This is a genomic window from Sporosarcina sp. OR05 (assembly GCF_041414805.1).
Lineage (GTDB): Bacteria > Bacillota > Bacilli > Bacillales_A > Planococcaceae > Sporosarcina > Sporosarcina saromensis.
Genome location: NZ_JANKJL010000001.1, coordinates 713081 through 734890 on the forward strand (window position 1 = coordinate 713081; position 21810 = coordinate 734890).

At 40.1% G+C, this 21810-nt stretch carries 29 protein-coding genes and 1 riboswitch; of the genes, 21 read left to right on the forward strand and 8 right to left on the reverse strand.

The window, feature by feature from the left end; genetic code table 11:
* The first annotated feature begins 20 nt into the window (after positions 1-20).
* From NRI27_RS03360 to NRI27_RS03370, 3 genes are read left to right on the forward strand one after another with little or no spacing between them, the layout of a single operon-like run.
* Positions 21-785: a metal ABC transporter ATP-binding protein gene (locus tag NRI27_RS03360; protein ID WP_317942162.1), complete on the forward strand. Its 765-nt coding sequence runs from the start codon at positions 21-23 to the stop codon at positions 783-785.
* A gap of 2 nt (positions 786-787) precedes the next feature.
* Complete coding sequence (locus tag NRI27_RS03365; RefSeq protein WP_317942161.1) at positions 788-1654, forward strand: metal ABC transporter permease; 867 nt, start codon at positions 788-790, stop codon at positions 1652-1654.
* Positions 1651-2067, forward strand: a complete 417-nt coding sequence (locus NRI27_RS03370; protein WP_371389529.1) for a Fur family transcriptional regulator — start codon at positions 1651-1653, stop codon at positions 2065-2067. The genes NRI27_RS03365 and NRI27_RS03370 overlap by 4 nt, the downstream gene beginning before the upstream one ends.
* Before the next feature lie 53 nt (positions 2068-2120).
* Here NRI27_RS03370 and NRI27_RS03375 read toward each other — a convergent pair whose 3' ends face one another.
* The 4 genes from NRI27_RS03375 to NRI27_RS03390 form a co-directional block, all read right to left on the reverse strand.
* Positions 2121-2708 carry a 5' nucleotidase, NT5C type gene (locus NRI27_RS03375; RefSeq protein WP_371389530.1) on the reverse strand — a complete coding sequence of 196 codons (588 nt, stop codon included), beginning with the start codon at positions 2706-2708 and terminating at the stop codon, positions 2121-2123.
* Positions 2705-3829 carry a flavodoxin-dependent (E)-4-hydroxy-3-methylbut-2-enyl-diphosphate synthase gene (gene ispG, locus NRI27_RS03380; protein WP_317942158.1) on the reverse strand — a complete coding sequence of 375 codons (1125 nt, stop codon included), beginning with the start codon at positions 3827-3829 and terminating at the stop codon, positions 2705-2707. The genes NRI27_RS03375 and ispG overlap by 4 nt, the downstream gene beginning before the upstream one ends.
* Positions 3830-3918: 89 nt before the next feature.
* On the reverse strand, positions 3919-4245 hold the full coding sequence (locus tag NRI27_RS03385) for a hypothetical protein (protein ID WP_317942157.1): 327 nt from the start codon (positions 4243-4245) through the stop codon (positions 3919-3921).
* A 44-nt stretch (positions 4246-4289) separates the two neighbouring features.
* The gene (locus NRI27_RS03390) at positions 4290-4793 is read right to left on the reverse strand and encodes a DUF1189 family protein (protein WP_371389531.1); all 504 of its coding nucleotides are present in this window, start codon (positions 4791-4793) and stop codon (positions 4290-4292) included.
* Positions 4794-4997: 204 nt separating this feature from the next.
* Between NRI27_RS03390 and NRI27_RS03395 the strand changes: the two genes are divergently transcribed.
* The 4 genes from NRI27_RS03395 to NRI27_RS03410 all read left to right on the forward strand — a co-directional run bounded on the left by NRI27_RS03395 (position 4998) and on the right by NRI27_RS03410 (position 10100).
* Entirely contained in the window at positions 4998-6629 is a 1632-nt protein-coding gene (locus NRI27_RS03395; protein WP_371389674.1) for a Na/Pi cotransporter family protein, read from the forward strand.
* Positions 6630-6635: 6 nt separating this feature from the next.
* Positions 6636-7121 carry a DUF456 domain-containing protein gene (locus NRI27_RS03400; protein ID WP_317942155.1) on the forward strand — a complete coding sequence of 162 codons (486 nt, stop codon included), beginning with the start codon at positions 6636-6638 and terminating at the stop codon, positions 7119-7121.
* 84 nt (positions 7122-7205) lie between these two features.
* Positions 7206-7808: a superoxide dismutase SodA gene (sodA, locus tag NRI27_RS03405; protein ID WP_317942154.1), complete on the forward strand. Its 603-nt coding sequence runs from the start codon at positions 7206-7208 to the stop codon at positions 7806-7808.
* A gap of 105 nt (positions 7809-7913) precedes the next feature.
* Entirely contained in the window at positions 7914-10100 is a 2187-nt protein-coding gene (locus tag NRI27_RS03410) for a peptidoglycan D,D-transpeptidase FtsI family protein (RefSeq protein ID WP_371389532.1), read from the forward strand.
* Between the two features lie 120 nt (positions 10101-10220).
* Here NRI27_RS03410 and NRI27_RS03415 read toward each other — a convergent pair whose 3' ends face one another.
* Positions 10221-10679: a hypothetical protein gene (locus NRI27_RS03415; protein WP_371389533.1), complete on the reverse strand. Its 459-nt coding sequence runs from the start codon at positions 10677-10679 to the stop codon at positions 10221-10223.
* A complete protein-coding gene (locus NRI27_RS03420; RefSeq protein WP_371389534.1) occupies positions 10676-11032 on the reverse strand; it encodes a hypothetical protein in 357 nt (118 codons plus the stop codon). The genes NRI27_RS03415 and NRI27_RS03420 overlap by 4 nt, the downstream gene beginning before the upstream one ends.
* A gap of 173 nt (positions 11033-11205) precedes the next feature.
* Between NRI27_RS03420 and rpmG the strand changes: the two genes are divergently transcribed.
* The 5 genes from rpmG to NRI27_RS03445 all read left to right on the forward strand — a co-directional run bounded on the left by rpmG (position 11206) and on the right by NRI27_RS03445 (position 15617).
* Positions 11206-11355 carry a 50S ribosomal protein L33 gene (gene rpmG, locus NRI27_RS03425; protein ID WP_317942150.1) on the forward strand — a complete coding sequence of 50 codons (150 nt, stop codon included), beginning with the start codon at positions 11206-11208 and terminating at the stop codon, positions 11353-11355.
* Between the two features lie 60 nt (positions 11356-11415).
* Entirely contained in the window at positions 11416-12000 is a 585-nt protein-coding gene (locus NRI27_RS03430; protein ID WP_371389535.1) for a 5-formyltetrahydrofolate cyclo-ligase, read from the forward strand.
* The gene (locus tag NRI27_RS03435) at positions 11993-12187 is read left to right on the forward strand and encodes a YqgQ family protein (protein WP_371389536.1); all 195 of its coding nucleotides are present in this window, start codon (positions 11993-11995) and stop codon (positions 12185-12187) included. The genes NRI27_RS03430 and NRI27_RS03435 overlap by 8 nt, the downstream gene beginning before the upstream one ends.
* 326 nt (positions 12188-12513) lie before the next feature.
* Positions 12514-14379, forward strand: a complete 1866-nt coding sequence (locus tag NRI27_RS03440; RefSeq protein WP_371389537.1) for an LTA synthase family protein — start codon at positions 12514-12516, stop codon at positions 14377-14379.
* A gap of 137 nt (positions 14380-14516) precedes the next feature.
* Positions 14517-15617 (forward strand): YqgU-like beta propeller domain-containing protein, encoded by a 1101-nt coding sequence (locus NRI27_RS03445; RefSeq protein WP_371389538.1) that lies wholly within the window; start codon positions 14517-14519, stop codon positions 15615-15617.
* A 49-nt stretch (positions 15618-15666) separates the two neighbouring features.
* Here NRI27_RS03445 and NRI27_RS03450 read toward each other — a convergent pair whose 3' ends face one another.
* The gene (locus tag NRI27_RS03450; RefSeq protein WP_317942145.1) at positions 15667-15849 is read right to left on the reverse strand and encodes a DUF2759 domain-containing protein; all 183 of its coding nucleotides are present in this window, start codon (positions 15847-15849) and stop codon (positions 15667-15669) included.
* Positions 15850-16011: 162 nt separating this feature from the next.
* On the opposite strand from NRI27_RS03450, the gene NRI27_RS03455 reads away from it, so the two are divergent.
* A complete protein-coding gene (locus NRI27_RS03455; RefSeq protein ID WP_371389539.1) occupies positions 16012-16647 on the forward strand; it encodes an MBL fold metallo-hydrolase in 636 nt (211 codons plus the stop codon).
* Positions 16648-16690: 43 nt separating this feature from the next.
* Here the strand turns inward: NRI27_RS03455 and NRI27_RS03460 are convergent, their stop codons facing one another.
* Entirely contained in the window at positions 16691-16933 is a 243-nt protein-coding gene (locus NRI27_RS03460) for a DUF2626 family protein (RefSeq protein WP_317942143.1), read from the reverse strand.
* Positions 16934-17212: 279 nt separating this feature from the next.
* On the opposite strand from NRI27_RS03460, the gene comGA reads away from it, so the two are divergent.
* From comGA to NRI27_RS03500, 8 genes are read left to right on the forward strand one after another with little or no spacing between them, the layout of a single operon-like run.
* On the forward strand, positions 17213-18220 hold the full coding sequence (comGA, locus tag NRI27_RS03465) for a competence type IV pilus ATPase ComGA (RefSeq protein WP_371389540.1): 1008 nt from the start codon (positions 17213-17215) through the stop codon (positions 18218-18220).
* Positions 18213-19268 (forward strand): competence type IV pilus assembly protein ComGB, encoded by a 1056-nt coding sequence (gene comGB / locus NRI27_RS03470; RefSeq protein ID WP_371389541.1) that lies wholly within the window; start codon positions 18213-18215, stop codon positions 19266-19268. The genes comGA and comGB overlap by 8 nt, the downstream gene beginning before the upstream one ends.
* Before the next feature lie 12 nt (positions 19269-19280).
* The gene (gene comGC / locus NRI27_RS03475) at positions 19281-19607 is read left to right on the forward strand and encodes a competence type IV pilus major pilin ComGC (protein WP_371389542.1); all 327 of its coding nucleotides are present in this window, start codon (positions 19281-19283) and stop codon (positions 19605-19607) included.
* Positions 19573-20037, forward strand: a complete 465-nt coding sequence (comGD, locus tag NRI27_RS03480) for a competence type IV pilus minor pilin ComGD (RefSeq protein WP_371389543.1) — start codon at positions 19573-19575, stop codon at positions 20035-20037. Before comGC ends, comGD begins: the two co-directional genes overlap by 35 nt.
* Complete coding sequence (locus NRI27_RS03485; protein WP_317942041.1) at positions 20027-20329, forward strand: hypothetical protein; 303 nt, start codon at positions 20027-20029, stop codon at positions 20327-20329. Before comGD ends, NRI27_RS03485 begins: the two co-directional genes overlap by 11 nt.
* Positions 20314-20763, forward strand: a complete 450-nt coding sequence (gene comGF, locus NRI27_RS03490) for a competence type IV pilus minor pilin ComGF (RefSeq protein ID WP_371389544.1) — start codon at positions 20314-20316, stop codon at positions 20761-20763. The genes NRI27_RS03485 and comGF overlap by 16 nt, the downstream gene beginning before the upstream one ends.
* The gene (locus tag NRI27_RS03495) at positions 20744-20923 is read left to right on the forward strand and encodes a hypothetical protein (protein ID WP_371389545.1); all 180 of its coding nucleotides are present in this window, start codon (positions 20744-20746) and stop codon (positions 20921-20923) included. The genes comGF and NRI27_RS03495 overlap by 20 nt, the downstream gene beginning before the upstream one ends.
* Before the next feature lie 4 nt (positions 20924-20927).
* On the forward strand, positions 20928-21440 hold the full coding sequence (locus NRI27_RS03500; protein ID WP_371389546.1) for a shikimate kinase: 513 nt from the start codon (positions 20928-20930) through the stop codon (positions 21438-21440).
* Between the two features lie 277 nt (positions 21441-21717).
* A riboswitch (glycine riboswitch) is annotated at positions 21718-21809 on the forward strand.
* Position 21810: the final 1 nt, after the last annotated feature.

Consider the following 21810-nt stretch of genomic DNA (forward strand, 5'->3'; position numbering starts at 1 on the left):
AAGATAGAGAGGGTTATCGCATGACCAACACAATTATTGAATGCTCAAATATTAGTTTTACCTATGAACAATCTACAGTTCTCGATTCTATTTCCTTGAAAGTGAACGAAGGGGAGTTTTGGGCGCTCATCGGTCCAAATGGTTCGGGAAAATCTACCTTAATCAAAATCATTTTAGGGTTATTACAACCGGATCAAGGGCGTGTAACACTGTATGGGGAAGATGCCGCTTCTTTTAGACAGCGTGAAAAGATTGGTTATGTCTCCCAAAAATCCAATTCTTTTAATGCTGGTTTTCCAGCGACAGTACTTGAAGTCGTCAAGAGTGGCCTTACGCGTAAAGTAGGTTTGTTTAAAAACTTCACGAAGGCAGACGAAAAGCAGGCATTGGAAGCCTTGAAAATTGTTAAGATGGATGCCTACGCTGCATCAAATATCGGCGAATTGTCCGGTGGGCAGCAGCAGCGAGTTTTCATCGCACGTGCATTAGTCGGCAATCCTGAATTACTCATTATGGATGAACCAACTGTTGGTATCGATCAAAAAAATGTTGCTTCGTTCTATTCTATGCTCAATGACTTAAACCGTGAACACGGTATTGCAATCCTACTCGTGACACATGAAATTGACTTAGTGACAGAGCTTGCTTCCCATGTTGCATGCCTCAATCGAACAATTCATTTTCATGGTCCTCAAGCGGCTTATCAGCAGATGGATAACCGAGAAATTTCAAATTGGTATGGGCATCCAGTTCGTCGTGTTCATTCGTCGAAGAAGGAGGCTTGACGATGCTTTCAGCTATATTATCCTATGAGTTTTTGCAAAATGCTTTCTTGTCTGGGCTAATTATTGGGGTGATTGCACCACTTTTAGGCTTGTTCATCGTCGTCAGAAGACTTGCGCTCATTGCGGATGCATTAAGTCATGTTGCGCTGGCGGGTATTGCAGGTAGCCTTTATTTAAGTCAGACGGTGCTGTTCTTTGCTCCATTGAATCCAATTTATTTAGGAATGGCTACAGCGGTAGGAGGCTCTTTGTTAATCGAAAGGTTAAGAGGGGCTTATAAAAACTTTGAAGAACTTGCAATTCCGATTATCCTTTCAGCGGGCATTGGGTTCGGCGCAATCTTTATTTCACTGGCTAAAGGGTTCGGCTCTGATTTAGTCGGTTATTTATTTGGATCCGTTTCGGCAGTGAGTCGACAAGATTTAGGGATCGTTCTAATTATTGCAGTTGTCGTAATCGCTTTTATTTCAATCTTTTACAAAGAATTGTTTGCATTATCTTTTGATAAGGAGTATGCGCGTGTCTCGGGCGTGAATGGAAAAGTGATTCAAACGGTGTTTATGATAATTGTGGCGCTTGTCATTGGCGCTTCAATGAGAATAGTCGGGATTTTACTTGTTTCTTCACTAATGACATTGCCAGTTGCCGCAGCGATTCAATTAGCGAAAAGTTTCAAAGGGGCTATGTTGTATTCCATCGTGATTGGAGAGTTATCTGTTTTAATCGGCCTTTTTGCAGCCTATCATCTGGACATTGCACCAGGAGGAACGATTGTAGTCACCTCCATTGTGCTATTATTACTAGTGCTGGGTTGGAATAAATTCAAAGGGAAGAAGCCAACTCGGAAAGTGAGAGGGGAATTTGTATGACACTTGATGAGGCATGGAGAATTTTACAAGCAAACCAATTTAAACGAACGAAAAATCGGGAAACGATCTTAGAATTTTTTGCGGATAAAGATCGCTATTTGACAGCGATGGAAGTTCGGAATTTTATGGCAATCGATAATCCTGGAATTAGTTATGACACGATTTATCGAAACTTGACGACTTTTGCGGAACTTGGCATTTTGGAGGAGACGGAATTGAACGGCGAGCGGCACTTTCGTATGCAATGCGATCACGGTGTCCATCATCATCACTTCATTTGTACGGATTGTGGAAAAACGAGAAGTATTCCACATTGTCCGATGGAAGAGATCTCTGTCAATCTACCTGGTTATTCAGTTGAAGGGCATAAATTCGAGATTTACGGAAAATGCCCATTATGTATAGAAGCATAGTATGTGAACAATAAAAAGTAGAGAACGGACAATTACGCCGCCCTCTACTTTTTTTATTTGTTCATAAGTTGTTCGGTTGGAAAGTGCTTTTTAATCCATTCATCTGCTTCTTGCCAGCTGTGTACTCGAATGACACCTTCAGGAATCGGTTGACGGTTATAAGGTGTATCGAAAAGCAACACCGGAATCGATAGTGCCTCGTGGATATCTACGGCATTATCGTGCTTATCTTCGAAGAATGCTTCCACGTTGAACTTTTTCGCCGTCTCGACTTTGTGATGACTGCCAATGAGTTCGATGTGATCGAAAGGAATCGCTTGCTGTTCAAACCAGTTATGTGTGCAGTCCATGACATTTTCACCGCGAGCAGATATATAATACAACTCGTAATGCTGTTGCCAGTCGGTTAATATCATCTTTGCATACTCCTGAGCAGGTGATGTCGCATAGATGGTAGATTCCGCTTGCTTGTACCACGTATAGAATTCTTCTTCTGTGATAGGAAAAGCTTTTGTTAAATCATATTCAACGATATCGTCTAACACAAGATTACAGCCGAATTGCTCATTGATATGCGGTAACAGGGAAGTCGGGCACGTGACAGTTCCGTCAATATCAATGCCGAAACGAAATTTCCTCATTCAGTTGCTCCGCTTTGTAGAAGTAGCTCTTCTTGTCGTTTCTTTTCAAAGTATTCCTCTGCTAGCTTATCGATTTCCATCTTCAGTTCTTCAACCATTGTTTCTTCAGGCACTTTCCGAACAGTTTTCCCTTTCATGAAAAGTAAACCTTCCCCACGTGCGCCTGCAATGCCGATATCCGCTTCTCGTGCTTCTCCTGGTCCATTAACTGCGCAACCGAGTACCGCTACTTTAAGTGGTGCTTTAATCGTTGAAATGTACTCTTCGACTTCATTTGCAATGGAAATTAAATCGATTTCAATTCGACCGCACGTTGGACATGAAATAAGTGTTGCTGCGTTGGAAGAGAGACCGAATACTTTCAACAACTCACGGGCAACTTTAACTTCTTGGACTGGATCCGCACTTAATGATACGCGGAGTGTGTTCCCAATACCTGCAGATAATAATGTTCCGAGCCCGGCAGCACTTTTAATTGATCCAGCAAATAACGTTCCTGACTCAGTGATGCCTAAGTGGAGCGGATAATCAAAAGCAGCCGCCGCTTTTTTATAGGCTTCGACTGCCAAATTCACGTCAGAAGCTTTCAAAGATACGATAATATCGTGGAAATCAAGATCTTCTAGTATCTTAATGTGATGCAAAGCACTTTCCACCATACCGTCCGCTGTTGGATAGCCGTATTTCTTCAAAATATGTTTCTCAAGGGATCCTGCATTTACACCGATACGTATTGGGATTCCTTTTTCTTTTGCAGCTTGAACGACCGCTTCCACTTTTTCTTTTCGGCCGATGTTGCCGGGATTAATGCGGATTTTATCAGCACCTTGTTCAATTGCAATTAACGCTAATTTGTAGTCAAAATGGATATCCACTACAAGAGGGATGTTAATGCGCGCTTTAATTGCTCCGATTGAGTATGCAGCACGCTCGTCAGGACAAGCGACACGAACAACTTGGCAACCTGCTTCTTCGAGGCGTAAGATTTCTTCAACCGTTGCGTCGACATCATGTGTTTTTGTCGTCGCCATACTTTGAATAAAAAGCTCGTCACTGCCACCGATTGTCAAATTACCAACACGGACTGGACGGGTCTTCGATCTGTGTATCATTTCATTCATCAACATTCTCTCCTTAAAAAAACGATAATACTAGAATCTATTTTACCAATCAATGTGTTGAAAAGACAAGAGAGACCGCTCAATGCCCATTATTTGCAATTTGTAAGGTGTGTTTCTGTAAGTGGGAGCTTAATGGATAAACCACCTACAAGATCTTGGTTTTGTAAATGCGGATTAAGGGAATAGAAAATTGATAACCTTTCAACAAAAGATACGTCGCCATCTGGGTACATCGCAAAGAGGGTCTCAATTGTATCACCTTCAATTGTCTTGACGGGAATATAGTCTACGGTTGTTTCTTGACACGGTACTTCATCGCCAAAAAAGGAAGCGAGAGTGATTGTCCCATCAAACAAATCAACACGTATAATGTGAAAAATAATAAACAACACGACAGCAATGCCAAATGTACGCATGAACATCCCTCCTTTTACACTATATGCGTCAAAGAGGGAAGTATTCATTTTACTGTTTTTGGATAATACTTGAGTGCAAAGGCGATATAACTTATATGAATGATGGACGTTAGCCATGCACTAAAAGTTTCGGTCATTGGAAAGAAATCAAGAATCATTGTCAGTAAAATGGGAAGGGTAATGGCTATGGCAGTCGTTCGCCATATGAAACGATATTCCACTCTCCTGCGAAACAACATCCCAAGCAACATGCCGAATGCGGCGAACAGACTAATTCTGACAAATACATAAAAAGTCGCGATGACGAACTGAAACACAATCGCAATTGGATAAAGCAAACTACCGATCGTTTGACTGTATGCTTCCAATTCAGGCGATGCTTCAAATAAACCACCATCTCCGAGCAAGTATCGTATAAAAGAGATCAGCGTCATCGTAAAAATGAAATAAAAAATATACCGAATTACACGGCCAATTGGAAGCAGACGGAAAGCTGCTAATTTCTTTGGTGCAGACACGCCTGCAAGGAACAAATGTCGAAATGTCACAATGGTGCTACCTCCTTCTGTTTACTATCAGTTTACCACCTTCAGCAACTCGTTTGTTGGCTGGCAGATTCGACAGAATGATGACAATTTCTGAGTCGAATGTTAAGGGAATGTAAAGATTTGCGCACGACTATTTACAATTCGTTAATAATATCAACATAATAAGGGTGCGTATTATTAAGCATGATGGAGGTTGACAGTTTGATGGAAGTGAATTGGCAAGAAATGCTGTTTCAATTTGTAGGAGGTCTTGGGATTTTCCTATTCGCCATAAAATATATGGGAGACGGTCTACAAAAGGCTGCTGGAGACAGATTACGATCTATTTTGGATCGCTTTACAACGAATCCGTTCATGGGCGTACTTGTGGGGATCATTGTAACAATCTTAATCCAGTCTAGTTCTGGAACGACCGTAATTACTGTAGGTCTTGTAAGTGCTGGTTTCATGACATTACGACAAGCGATTGGTGTCATAATGGGTGCCAATATCGGTACGACTGTAACTGCATTTATCATTGGGTTGGATGTAGGCGCATATGCATTGCCAATCATGGCAGTTGGTGCATTTCTCATCTTCTTCATTAAAAAGAACAGCATTAAAAACTTGGGGGAAGTCATTTTTGGATTCGGTGGACTATTCCTCGGTCTCGAACTGATGAGTGCAGGGATGAAACCACTTCGTTCACTTGAAGTGTTCACAGACTTTACACTTGCAATGAGTGAGCATTCTATACTCGGAGTTGTTGCAGGGACAGTGTTTACTTTAATTGTCCAAAGTTCAAGCGCTACTGTTGGTATTTTACAAGGCTTATACGCAGAAAACCTTGTCGATATGAAGGCTGCACTTCCAATTTTGTTCGGAGATAATATCGGGACAACGATAACTGCAATTTTAGCTGCTATCGGAGCATCCGTAGCTGCAAGAAGAGCAGCTGCTACACACGTACTATTCAACGTTGTCGGCGCGATTATTTTCCTGTTGCTACTTCATCCGTTCACATTGTATATCGAATGGATTTCAGGCGTATTAAACTTGGAAAGTAAAATGCAAATTGCATTTGCACATGGAACATTCAACGTCATTAACACATTAATCCAATTTCCATTAATTGGAGCGTGGGCTTTATTTGTAACAAAAATTATTCCAGGTAAAGATGTAACGATCGAATACAAACCGAAGCATCTAGATCCGAACTTCATCAACCAATCACCTTCTGTTGCGATTGGACAAGCGAAAGAAGAGATTATCCGAATGGGTGATTTTGCGGTCCAAGGAATGCAAGAGACATTTGAATATTTAAAGACAAGCAATAAAAGACATGCAGAAACGGCTTATCAAATAGAAGATGCCATTAACAATTTAGATCGAAAAATAACGGATTATCTCGTTGATATTTCAGCTGTGAATATTTCACCAATTGAATCAGCACGCCACGTTATGCTCATGGATACGGTACGTGACATTGAACGAATTGGTGATCATTTTGAAAATATTATTGAACTGATTGATTTCCGTGAAGTGAACCGTGTTAAATTGACGCCGGATGCATTAGAAGATTTAACAGAGATGTTTACATTGACAATTGAAACTGTGGACAAAGCGATTCGTTCACTCGATATGAATGATGTTGAACTTGCGAAGACCGTTGCTGAACAAGAAGACTTGATCGATAAGATGGAACGCAAATTTAGAAAAAATCATATTGTCCGTTTGAATGGTGGAAATTGTTCTGCGCAGGCTGGTATTGTATTTGTCGATATCGTTTCCAATTTGGAGCGTATCGGAGACCATGCCGTTAACATTGCGGAAGCAATTTTAGGAAAGCGAGTGTAAACGACAATGGAAGTGATCGGCTGGATTGTTACGATCGTTATGTTTATCGTTGCATTTGCGGGATTAGTCTATCCAATCATTCCATCCGTAATTTTCATCATCGCTGGATTTCTATTATACGGATGGATTGTATCGTTTGAAGAACTTACTTGGTTGTTTTGGGTGATTCAAATTCTATTTGTCATCTTACTTTTTGGCGCAGACACACTTGCGAATCTTGTCGGTGTTAAAAAGTTCGGTGGGTCGAAGGCAGGGATGTGGGGAAGCACGATTGGTTTGCTCGTCGGCCCATTTGTCATACCGGTTGCTGGAATCCTAATTGGTCCTTTTATCGGTGCTGTACTTGCTGAACTGATTGTTTCGAGGTCTGGACTGAAACAATCACTCCTAACAGGGATTGGCTCATTGGTTGGCTTTTTAACATCTTTTGTCACGAAAGGTGCGATTATGCTCCTAATGATTGGGATTTTTATCTTCTTTGTTGCCATATAATTCATTTGAATTGAATGGCTTTAGAAATTTTGCTATCGTTAACATTGTAGGATAAAAACCAATCTATCGAGGAGGAATGGACAAATGGCTTACCAATTACCTGAGCTACCATACGCATATGATGCATTAGAGCCTCATATCGACAAAGAAACAATGAACATTCACCACACGAAACACCACAATACGTATGTAACGAATGTGAACAATGCATTGGAAGGACATGCAGATTTAGCATCTAAATCTGTTGAAGAACTCATTTCGAATATGGATGCAGTGCCTGAAAACATTCGTACAGCTGTCCGCAACAATGGTGGCGGTCATGCAAACCACTCATTCTTCTGGAAAATTCTATCTCCAAATGGTGGCGGTGCGCCAACTGGTGAACTTGCAGAAGCAATTGACAAGAAATTCGGTAGTTTTGATGCATTTAAAGAAGAATTTGCAAAAGCTGCTGCAACGCGCTTCGGTTCAGGATGGGCATGGCTTGTTTCCAACAATGGAGAACTTGAAATCATGTCAACACCAAACCAAGATTCTCCGTTAATGGAAGGAAAAACGCCAATTCTTGGATTGGATGTTTGGGAGCATGCTTACTACCTAAACTATCAAAACCGTCGTCCTGATTATGTTTCAGCGTTCTGGAACGTTGTAAACTGGGATGAAGTCGCGAAAAACTATCAAAAATAATTGTTAATCGGCAACCAAGCATACATCCTTTTCGTCAGGATGTATGCTTTTTTATATTTTGAATGCTATAATTCATAATGAACTTATTATGTAAGGGGATTACCAATGAAGAAGTCGATGCGCAAAACGGATCAAGCAAAAATCCGACAACGTAAACATATTGCTTTCAGGATGAATCTATTGTTCTTTTCGATATTCGTCCTATTTTCATTGCTCATTTTCCGACTTGGCTATTTACAGATTGTCAAAGGGGATGACTATAGAAGAGGCTTAGAACAAAAAGAAGAGATATCAGTGAACACGAGTGTACCTAGAGGAAGAATTTATGACCGTACAGGTAAAGTCTTAGTGGATAATCATCCGATGAATGCCATTACATATACAAAAACCTCTTCCACAACAGCAAAGGAAATGTACCAAATCGCTGAAAAGCTTTCACAATTAATTGAGCAAGATACGAAAAGGGTCACACTCGGTGATAAGCGGGATTTCTGGATTTTATTGCACAGTGAAGAAGCGGAGGCGAAAGTAAGTCGTAAAGAGATTGAGCAAATTAGTGAAGACGGTGTATCGAAAAAAGAAATCCAACGAGAGATTAATCGCCTTACACGCGAACGAATTACAGACGAAGAGTTAAATTCTTTTACGGATCATGAATTGGAAGTATTGGCGATCTATCGAGAAATGATGTCAGGTTACGCGTATTCACCGCAAATCATTAAGAGCGGGAATGTGACACCAGAAGAGTTTGCAGCCGTCTCAGAACGACTTGATGAGTTTAAAGGTGTGAATACGACAACTGACTGGGAACGTGTGAAATTCTCCGATAGTACAATTCTTGGTACAACAACAAGCCCAATCGAAGGCATACCGAGGTCCCATTTGGATTACTATTTGGCAAGGGATTATTCCAGGAATGACCGGGTAGGTAGAAGTTATTTTGAACAGTATTATGAAGAACTGCTAAATGGCGAGAAAAAAATCGTGAAAAACGTGAAGGATCGAACGGGTACTGTCATTGAAACGAAAACTGTACGCGAAGGGGAACCAGGTAAGGACCTTGTGTTGTCGATGGACAGTGAATTGCAAGAGTCAGTAGAGGAAGTAGTGTCAACTAAACTTCTTGAGATGAAAAAAGACCCGAAAGCTGGTTTGTTGGACCGGGCATTTGTAGTGATGATGGATCCGAATAACGGTGAAGTCCTGTCGTTGGTTGGGAAACGGTTAGTGAAGGATGAAGACACCGGCAAATGGGAAGTACGCGATTATGCCTATGGTACATTCACGTCTGCTTACGAAGTAGGTTCTACTATAAAGTTGGCAACTGTATTAACGGGGTATAGTGAGGGTGTTCTCTCAATTAATGAGACAAAAATCGATGAGCCGATTTATTTAAGAGGGTCGACAAAACGTTCGCTATTCAATCAGAACGGACGTGTTCAACTGAATGATGTTGTGGCCATTGGTCGGTCTTCAAACGTGTATATGTTCCGTATTGCGATGTCTTTAGGAAACGCAGTCTATCGACCGCATATGCCGTTACCGATTGACATGGAAGGGTTCGATAAATTAAGGAACTACTATGCTTCATTCGGTCTGGGCGTAAAGACTGGAATTGATTTGCCTGGAGAGTATACGGGGGTTACAGGCCGAGAAACTGTCACTGAATCAGGAAAGTTGTTAGACTTCGCGATTGGTCAATTTGATACGTATACACCGTTGCAACTTGCACAATATGTCTCTACTATTGCAAATGGTGGTTATCGAGTTGCACCCAAAGTGCTCAAGGAAATCCGTGAACCGTCTCAAGATGGAAAGACATTAGGTGTGTTGTTACAAGAAACGGAAGCAAATGTCCTAAATCGCATTAACAATACAGCTGAAGAAATTGAGCAAGTCAAAAAAGGGATGGAATACGTCTATTATGGTCCGAATGGTACGGGACGTGGTATTTTTGACGGCGCATCGTACAAGGCAGCAGGTAAGACCGGAACAGCCCAATCGTTTTATTACGGAGATGACCGTAGCAAATATGGGACGCCTTCTGTCAATTTAACGCATGTCGGCTTTGCTCCTGCGGAAAATCCTGAAGTTGCCTATGCGGTTGTTATTCCTTACGGATCCACCCAACGTGATGATTATCGTTACGCCAGCGATGCAATGAAATTGTTCGTTAGAAGTTCGGTCGATACGTATTTTGAGTTGAAAGAGAAGCGTATGAAGGAAAACCCGATTGAATCGACAACGCCACAAATTGAGCGTGTTATGGAAAAAGAGGGGGCTGACGAGTAGACTCGTTGGCTTGGATTGATGGGAAGTTGATTTATCAATTTATTGACATGAAAAAAGGCTGTCACAGAAGTTCAGTTGTTACTGGCTTCTGGACAGCCTTTTTAGCAGCTCGCAAGGAGACTAATTTGTTATTAACTTTGCAATTTGTGGGATGTCCATCGATGAATCGACTTCGTATTCCCCGATTTGTATCCGACCGGATAGTTTGTTTTGATTTAAATAATGTTCCAACTCGTTCTTGTTTTCAATAATGCCAGCACGCACAAGTTTGTTTGCGACACTCGTGGAAGTAGAGCCTTGTTCGATCGTTAAAATTGTTTTCGTAATTTGTTGCACTGGATCATTTGGCTTCGAATCGTCCTTCTTGTTTGTGGATGCTTTGCTTTGCTGTTGATCTGCCATAGAGTTGGTTTGAGCAATCGCTAACTCTTTTTTTACCCGTTCCAATTCAGCCGTAACTGCTTTTAAATTGTCTTTGTAAGATGAATCGTCCGCTTGTGTAGATGCATCCTGTGTAAAATAAAGGATACCCGCAGCGAGGATACAACCGATGCCAATACTTCTGAATACGTCTTTCATCGTGATGATACACCTCGTGTCTGCAGTACATGCATAACTTCTTCATTGGTTAACGAAGAGCGTTTCGCAATATCGGATATAGAATAACCTTGTGCATGAAGGGAAAGGATCTGGTTAACGATAATTTCGTGTATTGGCTTTGTTTTGAGTTGTTTTGAAGGGCTGATAGGATTGACGTCAATGAGCAATTCCTCTTCAACTGCTCGCAGTCTTTTTTTCAATTGATTTGTTTCTTGATGTAGACTAATTGAGATATCTTCTAATTCATCTGCTTGTTTACGCGAATTTTTAAAGAAGAAGGAAACGATAATACATATGATTCCGATGATTAGTAAAATTTCTGTAACATTCACTTCAATACGCCTCCGAAAATAGATTGCTTTTTCCCATAGTATCATAAGGAGCACCTGAATGTAATTTGAAACTTTCTTCTTTACATACACGTATGTTATGATACAATAAATAAGTCGTATAAATCATGCTCATATTTAATTTATCTAATTGCCAATGAGTGGGAGGGACAACAATGCGCGTAAATATTACACTTGCTTGCACAGATTGTGGAGAGCGTAATTATATTACAAAGAAAAACAAGCGTAACAATCCGGAACGTCTTGAAATGAAAAAATATTGCTCACGTGAAAAGAAACAAACTTTGCACCGTGAAACAAAATAATCGCTCATGCCAAAACCTTTACCGGTTTTGGTTTTTTATTTCAAAATGGGGGAATACTAAATGGGGAAACAATTTACGCGTACACAAATACTAGAAGTTATGAATGATATAGATAGATTGGCACATGCCGATCAATCAAGAAAAATTTCTGAACAACTGTGTTTAACAGAAGGTTTTAAGGCGGCTTCAACAGTCGGTATTACGATTTCCAGATATCCTGAAGTTGATACAAGAACGATTATTGAACATGCGTGGGCTTTAGGAAAACGAGTTGCTGTACCTCGATGCAATCCATCCACAAAAGAGATGGACTTCAGAATCATCAACTCGTACGATGACCTTGAAATTGTATATATGAATTTACAGGAACCAATTATTGATCGGTCGGTATCGGTTAGACCGGACGAAATTGACTTGCAAGTTGTTCCGGGGGTCGTATTTACAAAGGATGGTTATCGTATCGGCTATGGTGGCGGGTATTACGATCGTTATCTATGTACTTTTCATGGTAACACGCTTTCATTAGCTTTTGATTTGCAAGTAGTCGAAAAAATACCGATTGAAACATATGATCAACCTGTGGGAAAAATTATTACCGAAACAGCTATTATAGATTGTGAAGCGGTGCGTGAAGAGAATGACTAACTACTTGACTGTATTGCAACTACTAAAACGGTTTGGCATTCACATTTATACAGGTGAAAAGAAGACAGATATAGAGCTTATGATGGCGGAAGTGAAAGAGTTGCATGAAAGTGGCCTACTGATGAAAGAAGACTACTTACAAGCGATTCTTATCTTACGGAATGAGCTGGGTAAAATTAATTCTTGATAGGTTTATCGTAGGATTTACAGAAATTCTCATATTAAAAAATGAAACTTTCTTGTCCCAAATCCGTCTATTATATGTAGTGCAAGACGAGATGCTGGAAAACAAATTTGTCATACGTACAAACAGTCCTTGCATTAACATAATAGACTGGATAGGGATTTCCCGCTGATGGCATGTCAGTAAATGACGCGTCCAACATGGACAGGGAACTCAAAAACGGTTCATTCATGCTGGTCAAAAAAAGGCGCAGCAATACTCTTTTGCAAAAGAACGTTAAATAGAATGGTAAGCTGTTTTGATTGATTTACGAAAGGAAGAGAACAAAAATGAAAAAAATAAATTGGCCAAAACATGCCATACTTGTGATTGCCATCATTGCAACTTGGCTAACAACTTATATTGGTTATAAGACTAGTTTCAGCTTGAAAATCGATAATGTGATGCAAGAATTTATATTGTTCATGAACCCACTTAGCTTTTTGTTGTTTGTTTATGGCGCTACATTATTTATTAAGACGACAAAAAAACGGAATATCTACTTGTTTTCAGTCAGCTTGATTACATCAATTATTATGTTTAGTAATGCTGTGTTCTATCGTTTTTTCAGTGATTTCATCACGTTGCCAGTATTATTTCAAACAAGTAATTTTGGGGATTTATCATCGTCTGTCTTTGCAAATATGCATGTTACAGATATTTTCTTCTTTACGGATGTTGTAATTGTCGGATTGGCGATTAAATTCGTGAATGAAGCACAAACTTCAACAAGCCAGCGTAAAATTGGACGTAAGCTCTACTTTGTCGTAGCTGCGACAATCTTAATGGTCAACTTGGGGTTATCAGAAGCACAAAGACCGCAATTGCTAACAAGAAGTTTCGATCGGGAATTGCTTGTTAAAAATATTGGTACGTACAACTATCATATTTATGATTTGTTCATCCAGTCAAAGACGCATGCACAACGTGCGTTGGCAGATGGCAGTGAGTTAACGGAAGTGGCGAACTATATTAATGCGAACTATGCTGAGCCGAATCCAGAAATGTTTGGTGCTGCGAAAGGTCGGAATGTCATTTTTGTTTCACTCGAATCACTTCAAAGTTTTGTTATTAACAATGATATGAAAGGTCACGAAATTACCCCTTTCCTCAATTCATTGACAAAAGATCCGGATACTTTTTACTTCAATAATTTTTATCACCAAACGGGTCTAGGAAAAACTTCTGATTCGGAGTTCATTGTTGAAAACTCTTTGTATGGACGCAATGGTGGCGCGGTATTCTTTACGAACAGTGGTAACACGTACAATTCAATGTCTGAAAAACTAGGTGATAACGGCTATTTCACAAGTGTGATGCATGCGAATAACCGAAGCTTCTGGAACCGTGATATTATGTATCAGGCGCTTAAAATCGACAAATTCTATGATGTAGAGAGTTATGAAATCGGTGAAGGTGATGCTGTTAACTGGGGTATGAAAGATATTCCTTTTGTGGAGCAGTCTGTAGAGATGATGAAAGAAATGCCACAACCGTTTTCAACACGTTTGATTACATTGACAAACCATCACCCATTTACATTGGATGAAGAAGATATGATGATTCCAGCTTATGATTCAAATTCACGTACTTTGAACCAATATTTCCAAACTGTCCGATACATGGACGAATCGATTAAAGTCCTGTTTAACAATCTGAAAGAGAGCGGTCTTTATGACAATTCAATCATTGTCATGTATGGAGACCACTATGGAATATCCGAAAACCATAATAAAGCGATGGGTATGTATTTAGAGAAGGAAATTACACCATTTGATAATGTTGAACTGCAAAAAGTTCCTCTATTCATTCATATTCCAGGTTATGGAAAAGGTGAAGTGTCAGATGAGCTAGCAGGTCAAATGGATGTTAAACCAACTGTCTTGCACTTACTCGGCATTGATACAAAAGAAGATATGCAAATGGGATCTGATATTTTCTCTCCGGATCATGAACCATTCGTTATTTTTAGAGATGGAAGATTTGTGACGGAAAATACGATTTATGCACATGAAGTGTGTTATGATAAGAAGACAGGAGAACCAACTGATAGTGGTGCGTGTGAGCCTTATATTGAACGTGCTACAACTGAACTTGGCTATTCAGACTTGATTATCAATGGCGACTTACTCAGATTTACTGAGGAAGATCAATAATAGGTTGTATTGATGAAGTTCTGCACGGGTTCTTTTCCCGTGCAGGCTATTTTTTTGTAATGAATTGCACACGTGTTGTAGATTTGATGGTACATACTAATTAAGCAATGAAAAATTGAATTCGGAGGAGGGTCGCTGTGAAACAATATGCATCTATCTGTTTTTTATTATGCGTACTACTTGCTGGGTGTTCTAAGACAACCGACAACTTAGATGAAAAGATAACCGAAGATGAAAAAATTGAACAGGATAAAGAAATTATTAATGAAGTCGCAGAACAGCGATTGCAAGCAGATCCTTCCGTTTTTCATTTTATTGCTGATTGGCTTACCGATACCGAAATTTTGTATGTTGAAAAAAATGAAGGAAAATACGAAGTGAAGAGCTTCAATATTGAGTCGGGACAACGTAAAGTTATCTTTGAAGATGACGCATTTGTCATAAATGTTTGGGTTCACCCATCGCAGGAATATTTGTTAATTCATACGAGTGATCAGTATGATGCTGCAATTGTAAAGATGCTGTCGTTGGATGGTCGAGTGCTCCATGAAATTGAAATTGCGTCGACAGAGTTAGAAGTACAATGGAATTCGATAGACCCTCAAAAAATCCTTTTTACAGCTTTCCATGAAGATTGGTCCTTTGATATATTTGCATTTGACGGACATCTTGAAGATTTAAAGATTGTCAATGTGGAGGATCCTTTTCCGAAGTGGTTTGGTGAAAAACATATTGTTGCAGCCAAGTTGAATGATCATCCACTGGATGGAGCGCGTGTGGAAAGGGTTCATGTAGAAACTGGCGAAAGAGAAATGCTTAGTGAAAACCATATTGTTTATATGGATACATTTAAGGACTCCATTCTTTTTGTCGAAGCACCGGTTGACGGCTTCTATACGTATAAACTGCAGTCGGCAAATCGGACTGATTTTACAGAATGGAAAATGCCTGCAGTAAGCAATTATTCAGAGTGGGTAGTTCCTGAAATTGAATGGATTAATGAAACGACTGTCGTGCTAACGGGGAGCGAAAAAGAAGGCCAACTAGATGACTTGGCTGGACAGTATAGCCTTTATTTGATCACTGAAGGTCAGTTACAAAAGAAGTTACATGATCTCGATAATGCACCGTTGAAATGTTCACCTTCAGGAAATAAATGTTTAATAGATCATACGTCAGAAGAGCTTGTAGATATGGAGACAAGCAAGCGTTACCGATGGATTGAGTTTACAAAATAAAAACATCCTCTGTAGAAATGTGACAGAGGATGTTTTTATGCTTGGCTCATCAATGTACGAGCACTGGTGGATATCCTTGGAATACGATTGTTGCAATTGTAAAGCCGCCAAATATGACAGCAGAAGCAACATTGAACACGATACTAAGTACGTTTCGCTCTTTGAATCCTTGGATTGTACCGATAACAGATAGGATCGCAACGAGCCCAAAAATCACCATTAATAAGTTCATGCGGAAGACACTCCTTTCAACATAGAAAAAATGAATGCCGAATTAGCAATTATTCCTCTTCCATTGTACTGTTTCCTAAACAATTTGTCGAGGTTTATAAGTGACGATTGTTTGAAAATGGCGTATTAATTCATTACTATCATTTATAGGAGGTGTTATAGGATGTTGGAAATAAAGACTTATCCACTTGGACCTATTCAAACAAATTGTTATTTTGTAGGAAATGATAAAGGAGAATACTTAATTGTCGATCCTGGCGAGGAAGGGCAAAAAATACGAACTGAATTGGAAAAGTTGCAAGGAAAACCTTTGGCGATCCTTTTAACTCATGCACATTTCGATCACATTGGTGCTGTAGAAGACATTCGACGCACTTACCAAATTCCGGTGTACATTCATGAAGCGGAAAAGGATTGGCTAATGGAGCCTGCTTTGAACGGTTCTTCAAGATACCCTGGTTTGCCGCTTGTTCGTAACGAAAAAGCAGATTATTTCTTGGAAGAAGGGGAAATGGAAATCGGTCCATTTCGTTTTGAGGTGCGCCACACTCCAGGACATTCCCCGGGAAGCGTTTCTTTCATTTTTCATGATGCCCAAATTGCGGTTGTGGGAGACACGCTTTTTAAACAAAGTATCGGTCGAACGGATTTGCCGGGAGGAGATACACAATTACTGCTTCACTCTATCCACGAAAAGCTATTATCACTGGATGATGAAGTGATCATTTACCCCGGTCACGGACTACCGACGACTCCAGGGGAAGAAAAGGATCAAAATCCCTTTTTGAATGGATTTTAAAGAATTAAAAAAACAGCCGGAGGGCTGTTTTTTGCTTAGAGCATTAGTGTCCTGCACCTGGTACGTGAATGAATGTTGCATAGTAGCTGAATCCTACCATGAAAATCATCAAGTAAGCACCGAACATGTACATATACATACGCTCAGTCAGATTCAAGAATCCAAGTAACAGGAAGAAAATAGTGCTAGCGATGAAGATGACGGAAGCTGGTATCATCCCACCGACAAAAAACATGACAGCGAAAATACCAGTCCAAAAACCACATAGCTTGAACATGTTATCCATAAGTGCGTCCCTCCTTACCATCAAACAATACAAACTTCTCTCATTTATTATAATGGATAGGAACGGCAAAAGTAAACTCTTATCAAATCGACATTGTGACAAAACAATGGATTGCGAATAATCAACACAACACATTAGCAGTCATCAATAACGGAATTTGCCTGCATTTTAGCCTCCAAAAATTGAACTTACGTCAAACTATTCACTTTTTCGTTGTTTGTCCGTATACTCAATTTAAGGTGTTATGCGGCCTAACATCTATAGAAAGAGGGGTGTTCAATGGAAAAGAAAGATAACTTCATTGAGGACAAGTGCTTTACCTTATTGGAAAAAGCCATTCATAATGAAGCAACCGACATCCACCTTGTTCCTATGCAAGACTACTATGATGTATGTTTCAAGAAGAATTCCAAACTACACCAATTTGACACATATCCCCCGCATTTAGCAGCACGGATGATCTCCTTTTACAAATTCCTTTCCTCTCTCGATATAAGTGATAAACGAAAACCTCAAAGTGGCTCATTTCATAAAAAAATTCATGGACAAAATTATTCTTTTCGCGTGTCAACCATTCCCTCAGTACACCTTAGAGAAAGTGTGGTCATACGACTACAGAAACACGACAATATTGTCGGTTTAGATGAGTTATGTTTGGATCCGATTTGGGCCCAACATCTGCTAACAGCCATTCAAAAAAGACAAGGGCTTATTTTAGTGACGGGTCCTACAGGAAGCGGAAAGACGACAACCATCTATTCTTTGACTGCACATTGTGTCAATCAATTGGAGAGACACGTTATCACATTGGAGGATCCCGTTGAGAATAATCATTCCCACTTGTTGCAAATTCAAGTGAACGAGCAATCTGGCATGACGTATGCGGCAGGACTAAAAGCAATCTTAAGACATTCTCCAGATGTCATTATGATTGGTGAAATCCGAGATGCTGAAACCGCAAAAACGGCAGTTGGAGCGTCTCTGACAGGTCATCTCGTGCTAACGACAGTGCATGCGAAAGATCCTGAAGGCTGTTTTTTTCGTTTAATGGACTTCGGCATTACGGCGGAAGAATTGAGGCAAACAATTGTCTGTATTTCTTCGCAGCGTTTAATTCAACAACCGAATGGCCAAACGAAAGCAATCTTTGAAATTGTACAAGGAGCATTGTTAGAAAAAATGGCTGATAGTATTGTGAACGGAGAAAAGGTAGCTGTTCCTCCTGAAATCAGATTGGAAGCCGTCATGAAAAAATACTTAACAGACAAGCGGGACTTCTATGAATAAACACGTACTTAGACGAATCAGCCAACCGTCTAAACAAATTATCAATCAATCAGCTTTTCTGAAACGTTTAGCCAGCTTGCTGAAGGAAGGTTACACGTTTCATGAAGGTCTAATTTTGTTAATCCCACACCACCATAAAGAATACGATGAATTGCTTCGTTCAATTGAAAACGACTTAAAAGAAGGAGCGGAAGTTTCTACTATTCTTTCCCGTTTAGGGTTTTCGAAAAGTATCCTTTTGCCAATCGTCATTTCAGAAGTAGACGGAAGATTAGCGGAAGCGCTGGAAGGCATTGCAGTTCGGTTGCAAATGGTAGAGCAACGAAGGAAAAAACTCAAAAGCATTCTTTTGTATCCACTCGTCCTCTTCTTTTTCATGGCGGTGTTGTTAGTAGCTTTTAGAAATTACTTCTTGCCGAACATGCAACTGTTGTCCATGACTCGAAATGATGATGCAACTGGACTCGTTTCAGTATTACCCATCATAGTTTCGAAACTGCCGGATATTGTTATTGCGAGTAGTATCACTACAATTTTCATCGTTTGTGTCGTGTTGGTCTTTTATCGCCGAATGTCGCCAGCGAAGCAGCTACTCTTCATCATGAAACTACCTATTATCGGTTCGCTAATCTCTAAAATTAAGACGAGGGACTTTGCGGGTGAAATAGGTAGTCTTCTAGACTCCGGCATTTCCATGCAAGATGCACTCGCAATACTCGCCAATCAAGAAGTCGATGTGTTAGTAAGTGAAATGGCTAAAGTATTGAAAGGCTATGTCATTTATGGAGAACCGTTAGATCAAGCAATTCGTTTGACGAACGGTTTACGTAAAGAATTAAGTGCTTATGCGAAACATGGTGCAGATACAGGACACTTAGGGAAAGAGTTGCTGATCTACAGTGACCACCTGCATCAAACGATAGAAGAGGAGTTAACAAAGTGGCTGTCCTTGTTACAGCCTTCCCTTTTTACGATTTTAGCGCTTTGTATTTTAGCTGCTTATTTAGCGCTACTATTACCCGTATACGATTTATTTAACACTTTTTAAGGGAGGAAACCAATGTTTACGATAAAATCACAAAAAGGTTTTACGTTAATTGAAATGATGATCGTCTTGCTCATTATTTCAGTTTTAGTGTTAATTGCCATTCCGAACGTCACAAAGCACTCCAGTACAATTGATCAGAAGGGGTGCGAAGCTTTTATTAAGATGGCACAAGGGCAGTTACAAGCTTATTTGCTTGACCATAAAGATCCTATCAATGATATTTCTGTACTTGTAACAAATGGTTATTTGCCTGACAATAAATGCCCAGATGGTACAAGTGTTGCAATTGAGGATGGAAAAGTAGTTGCTGCACCAAATGCAGGAAATGGAAACAACTAATGAGAAAGGTTTTACCTTCCTTGAGTTGTTACTCGTCCTTAGCGTGGTAGGTATTGTATCCATGACGATTCTTTATGTTGGTAATCGTTGGTTTACTGAACAAAGTGAAAAGGAAGCTGTAGATGCTTTTATTGCCACCATCCACCACGCACAGGCCTATGCAATCGGCCATGAAACTGCTACTGCAGTAAGATTTAGGAATTCTGGAAAGTCCTATAGTTTATTTACCCCATATACAACGACATATTCGACAACGGATTTTCCCGCTGATATGAAATGGGTGGCAGGGGGGAATAGAATTAGCGCCATAGAATTCCAATCGAACGGACGGATTGCGAAACCTGGAACAATTATTTTGCGGACATCGACGGGAAATATACGGCTAACATTGCAATTGGAACATGGAAGGGTGTTTGTTTATGAGGAATGAAGATGGATATTCGTGGTCGGAATCAATCCTAGCCTTTGTCATCGTTGTAGTAATTTTCGGCACGCTTCTCCCGCTGTACGCAAATATGTCTGCACAGTTAGAGCGTAAAAAGAAAGAGATGCACGCTTCTGAAGCTGCTTATCATGCAGCAATTCTATACCGGGCGTATGGAATGACGCACGGGATCGTAGCGATTGCAGACGTTACGTTTAATTGGCGTGTTACGGAGGATGCAATTTGCGTTTCGTACGTAGATGCTCAAAAGGAATTTTTGAAGTGTTTAGATGGTTAACATTGAGGCAGGAGTCCGGCTATTCACTCATAGAATCGATTTTTCAATTAGTCATATTTTGTATATTTGTTCATTTTATCGTTCTTTTCTTTTTGTGGAAAGCGCCTGTAGAGAGTAAGATGGCTGATTACTATGCGACTGAATGGGAGTTGTTCGCCATTGAGTTACAAGAGATGCTAGCAGAAGTTTCAACGTTTAATGTGTTGGTCGGTGACCGAGAGATTGTATTAAAAACGAATAGAGGAGATATCGAAATCGGTCAGAGGGGGGCTGTCATTCGGAAGACGGTAAATCAACAAGGGTATGTTCCAATGTATACGAATGTTGCTCAAGTCATCTTTTCCCGCCACGATGAAGAGTTGCATATGGAAGTGACCATGTTGGATGGACGCATACGGGAGAGGAGATTTGCAATTGGACTCCGTCAGGAATGAAAGAGGTACAGTATTGGCTGCTGCGTTACTTTTACTAGTTGCAGTGAGCCTTTTTCTATTTACACTCGTGTCGTGGCATAGTAATATATATAGAACTTTTGATTCGATTGAAATCTATTACGATAAGCAGGCAACAGAGACGATTAAGTTAGGAAGGTAATTCTATGAACAAGGTCTATTTAGTAGGATTCATGGGTAGTGGTAAAAGTGCAATCGGTAAGCGGCTCAGTACGTTGTTAGATATCCCTTTCTATGATATGGATGCAGAAATCGTTACAAGGACCGGAATGACAATCCCCCAAATTTTTGAAACGTATGGTGAACCAAAGTTCAGGGAAATGGAGACAGAATTCCTTCGTGAATTTCCTGATGAATTCTGCATTATCGCGACGGGTGGTGGAGTGGCTATGCGTGCGGAAAACAGGGAAATCATGCGGCAAACTGGATTAGTCTTTTACTTGAATTCAACATTTCGAGATATTTGGCGGCGTGTGTCGACCGATACGAATAGACCGATTGTACAACGGTCTTCTCGCGGAGACTTAGAAGCGCTCTTTCTAAAAAGGAAGCCGCTTTATTTACAAAGTGCTCACATACGAGTAGAAACGACGAATCGGTCTCTCAATGATATTACTCAATATATTGGGTTCCAAGTGTTGAGATTGAAGAATGGCTGAAAGGTGTAGATGGAAGAATGGCTGTTAACAGCCGCATACGTCAGAATGTTTTCTAGTGATCAACCTAACAAAAAAGAGGAAGTTCAATTAGCACATAAAAATATGTTCCTCCCCTTCATTAACGAACGATAAATATTTTATCGTTAATAATGTTCGTGTTTTAAACATTACTTGAAAAAGGATTGCGCTTACGTTTTTGAAATGTTAAGATATAAGGCGAAAGCATATGTTGTTGTCCGAATCTTAAACATTTTCATTGGAACGTAAATATGGGCGGATGATTGGATGGGGAGAGCACGCATAGGCGTCGCCGAAGGAGCAAGTAACGGAAGTTATGAATCTCTCAGGCAAAAAGACTCATTCAGGACGC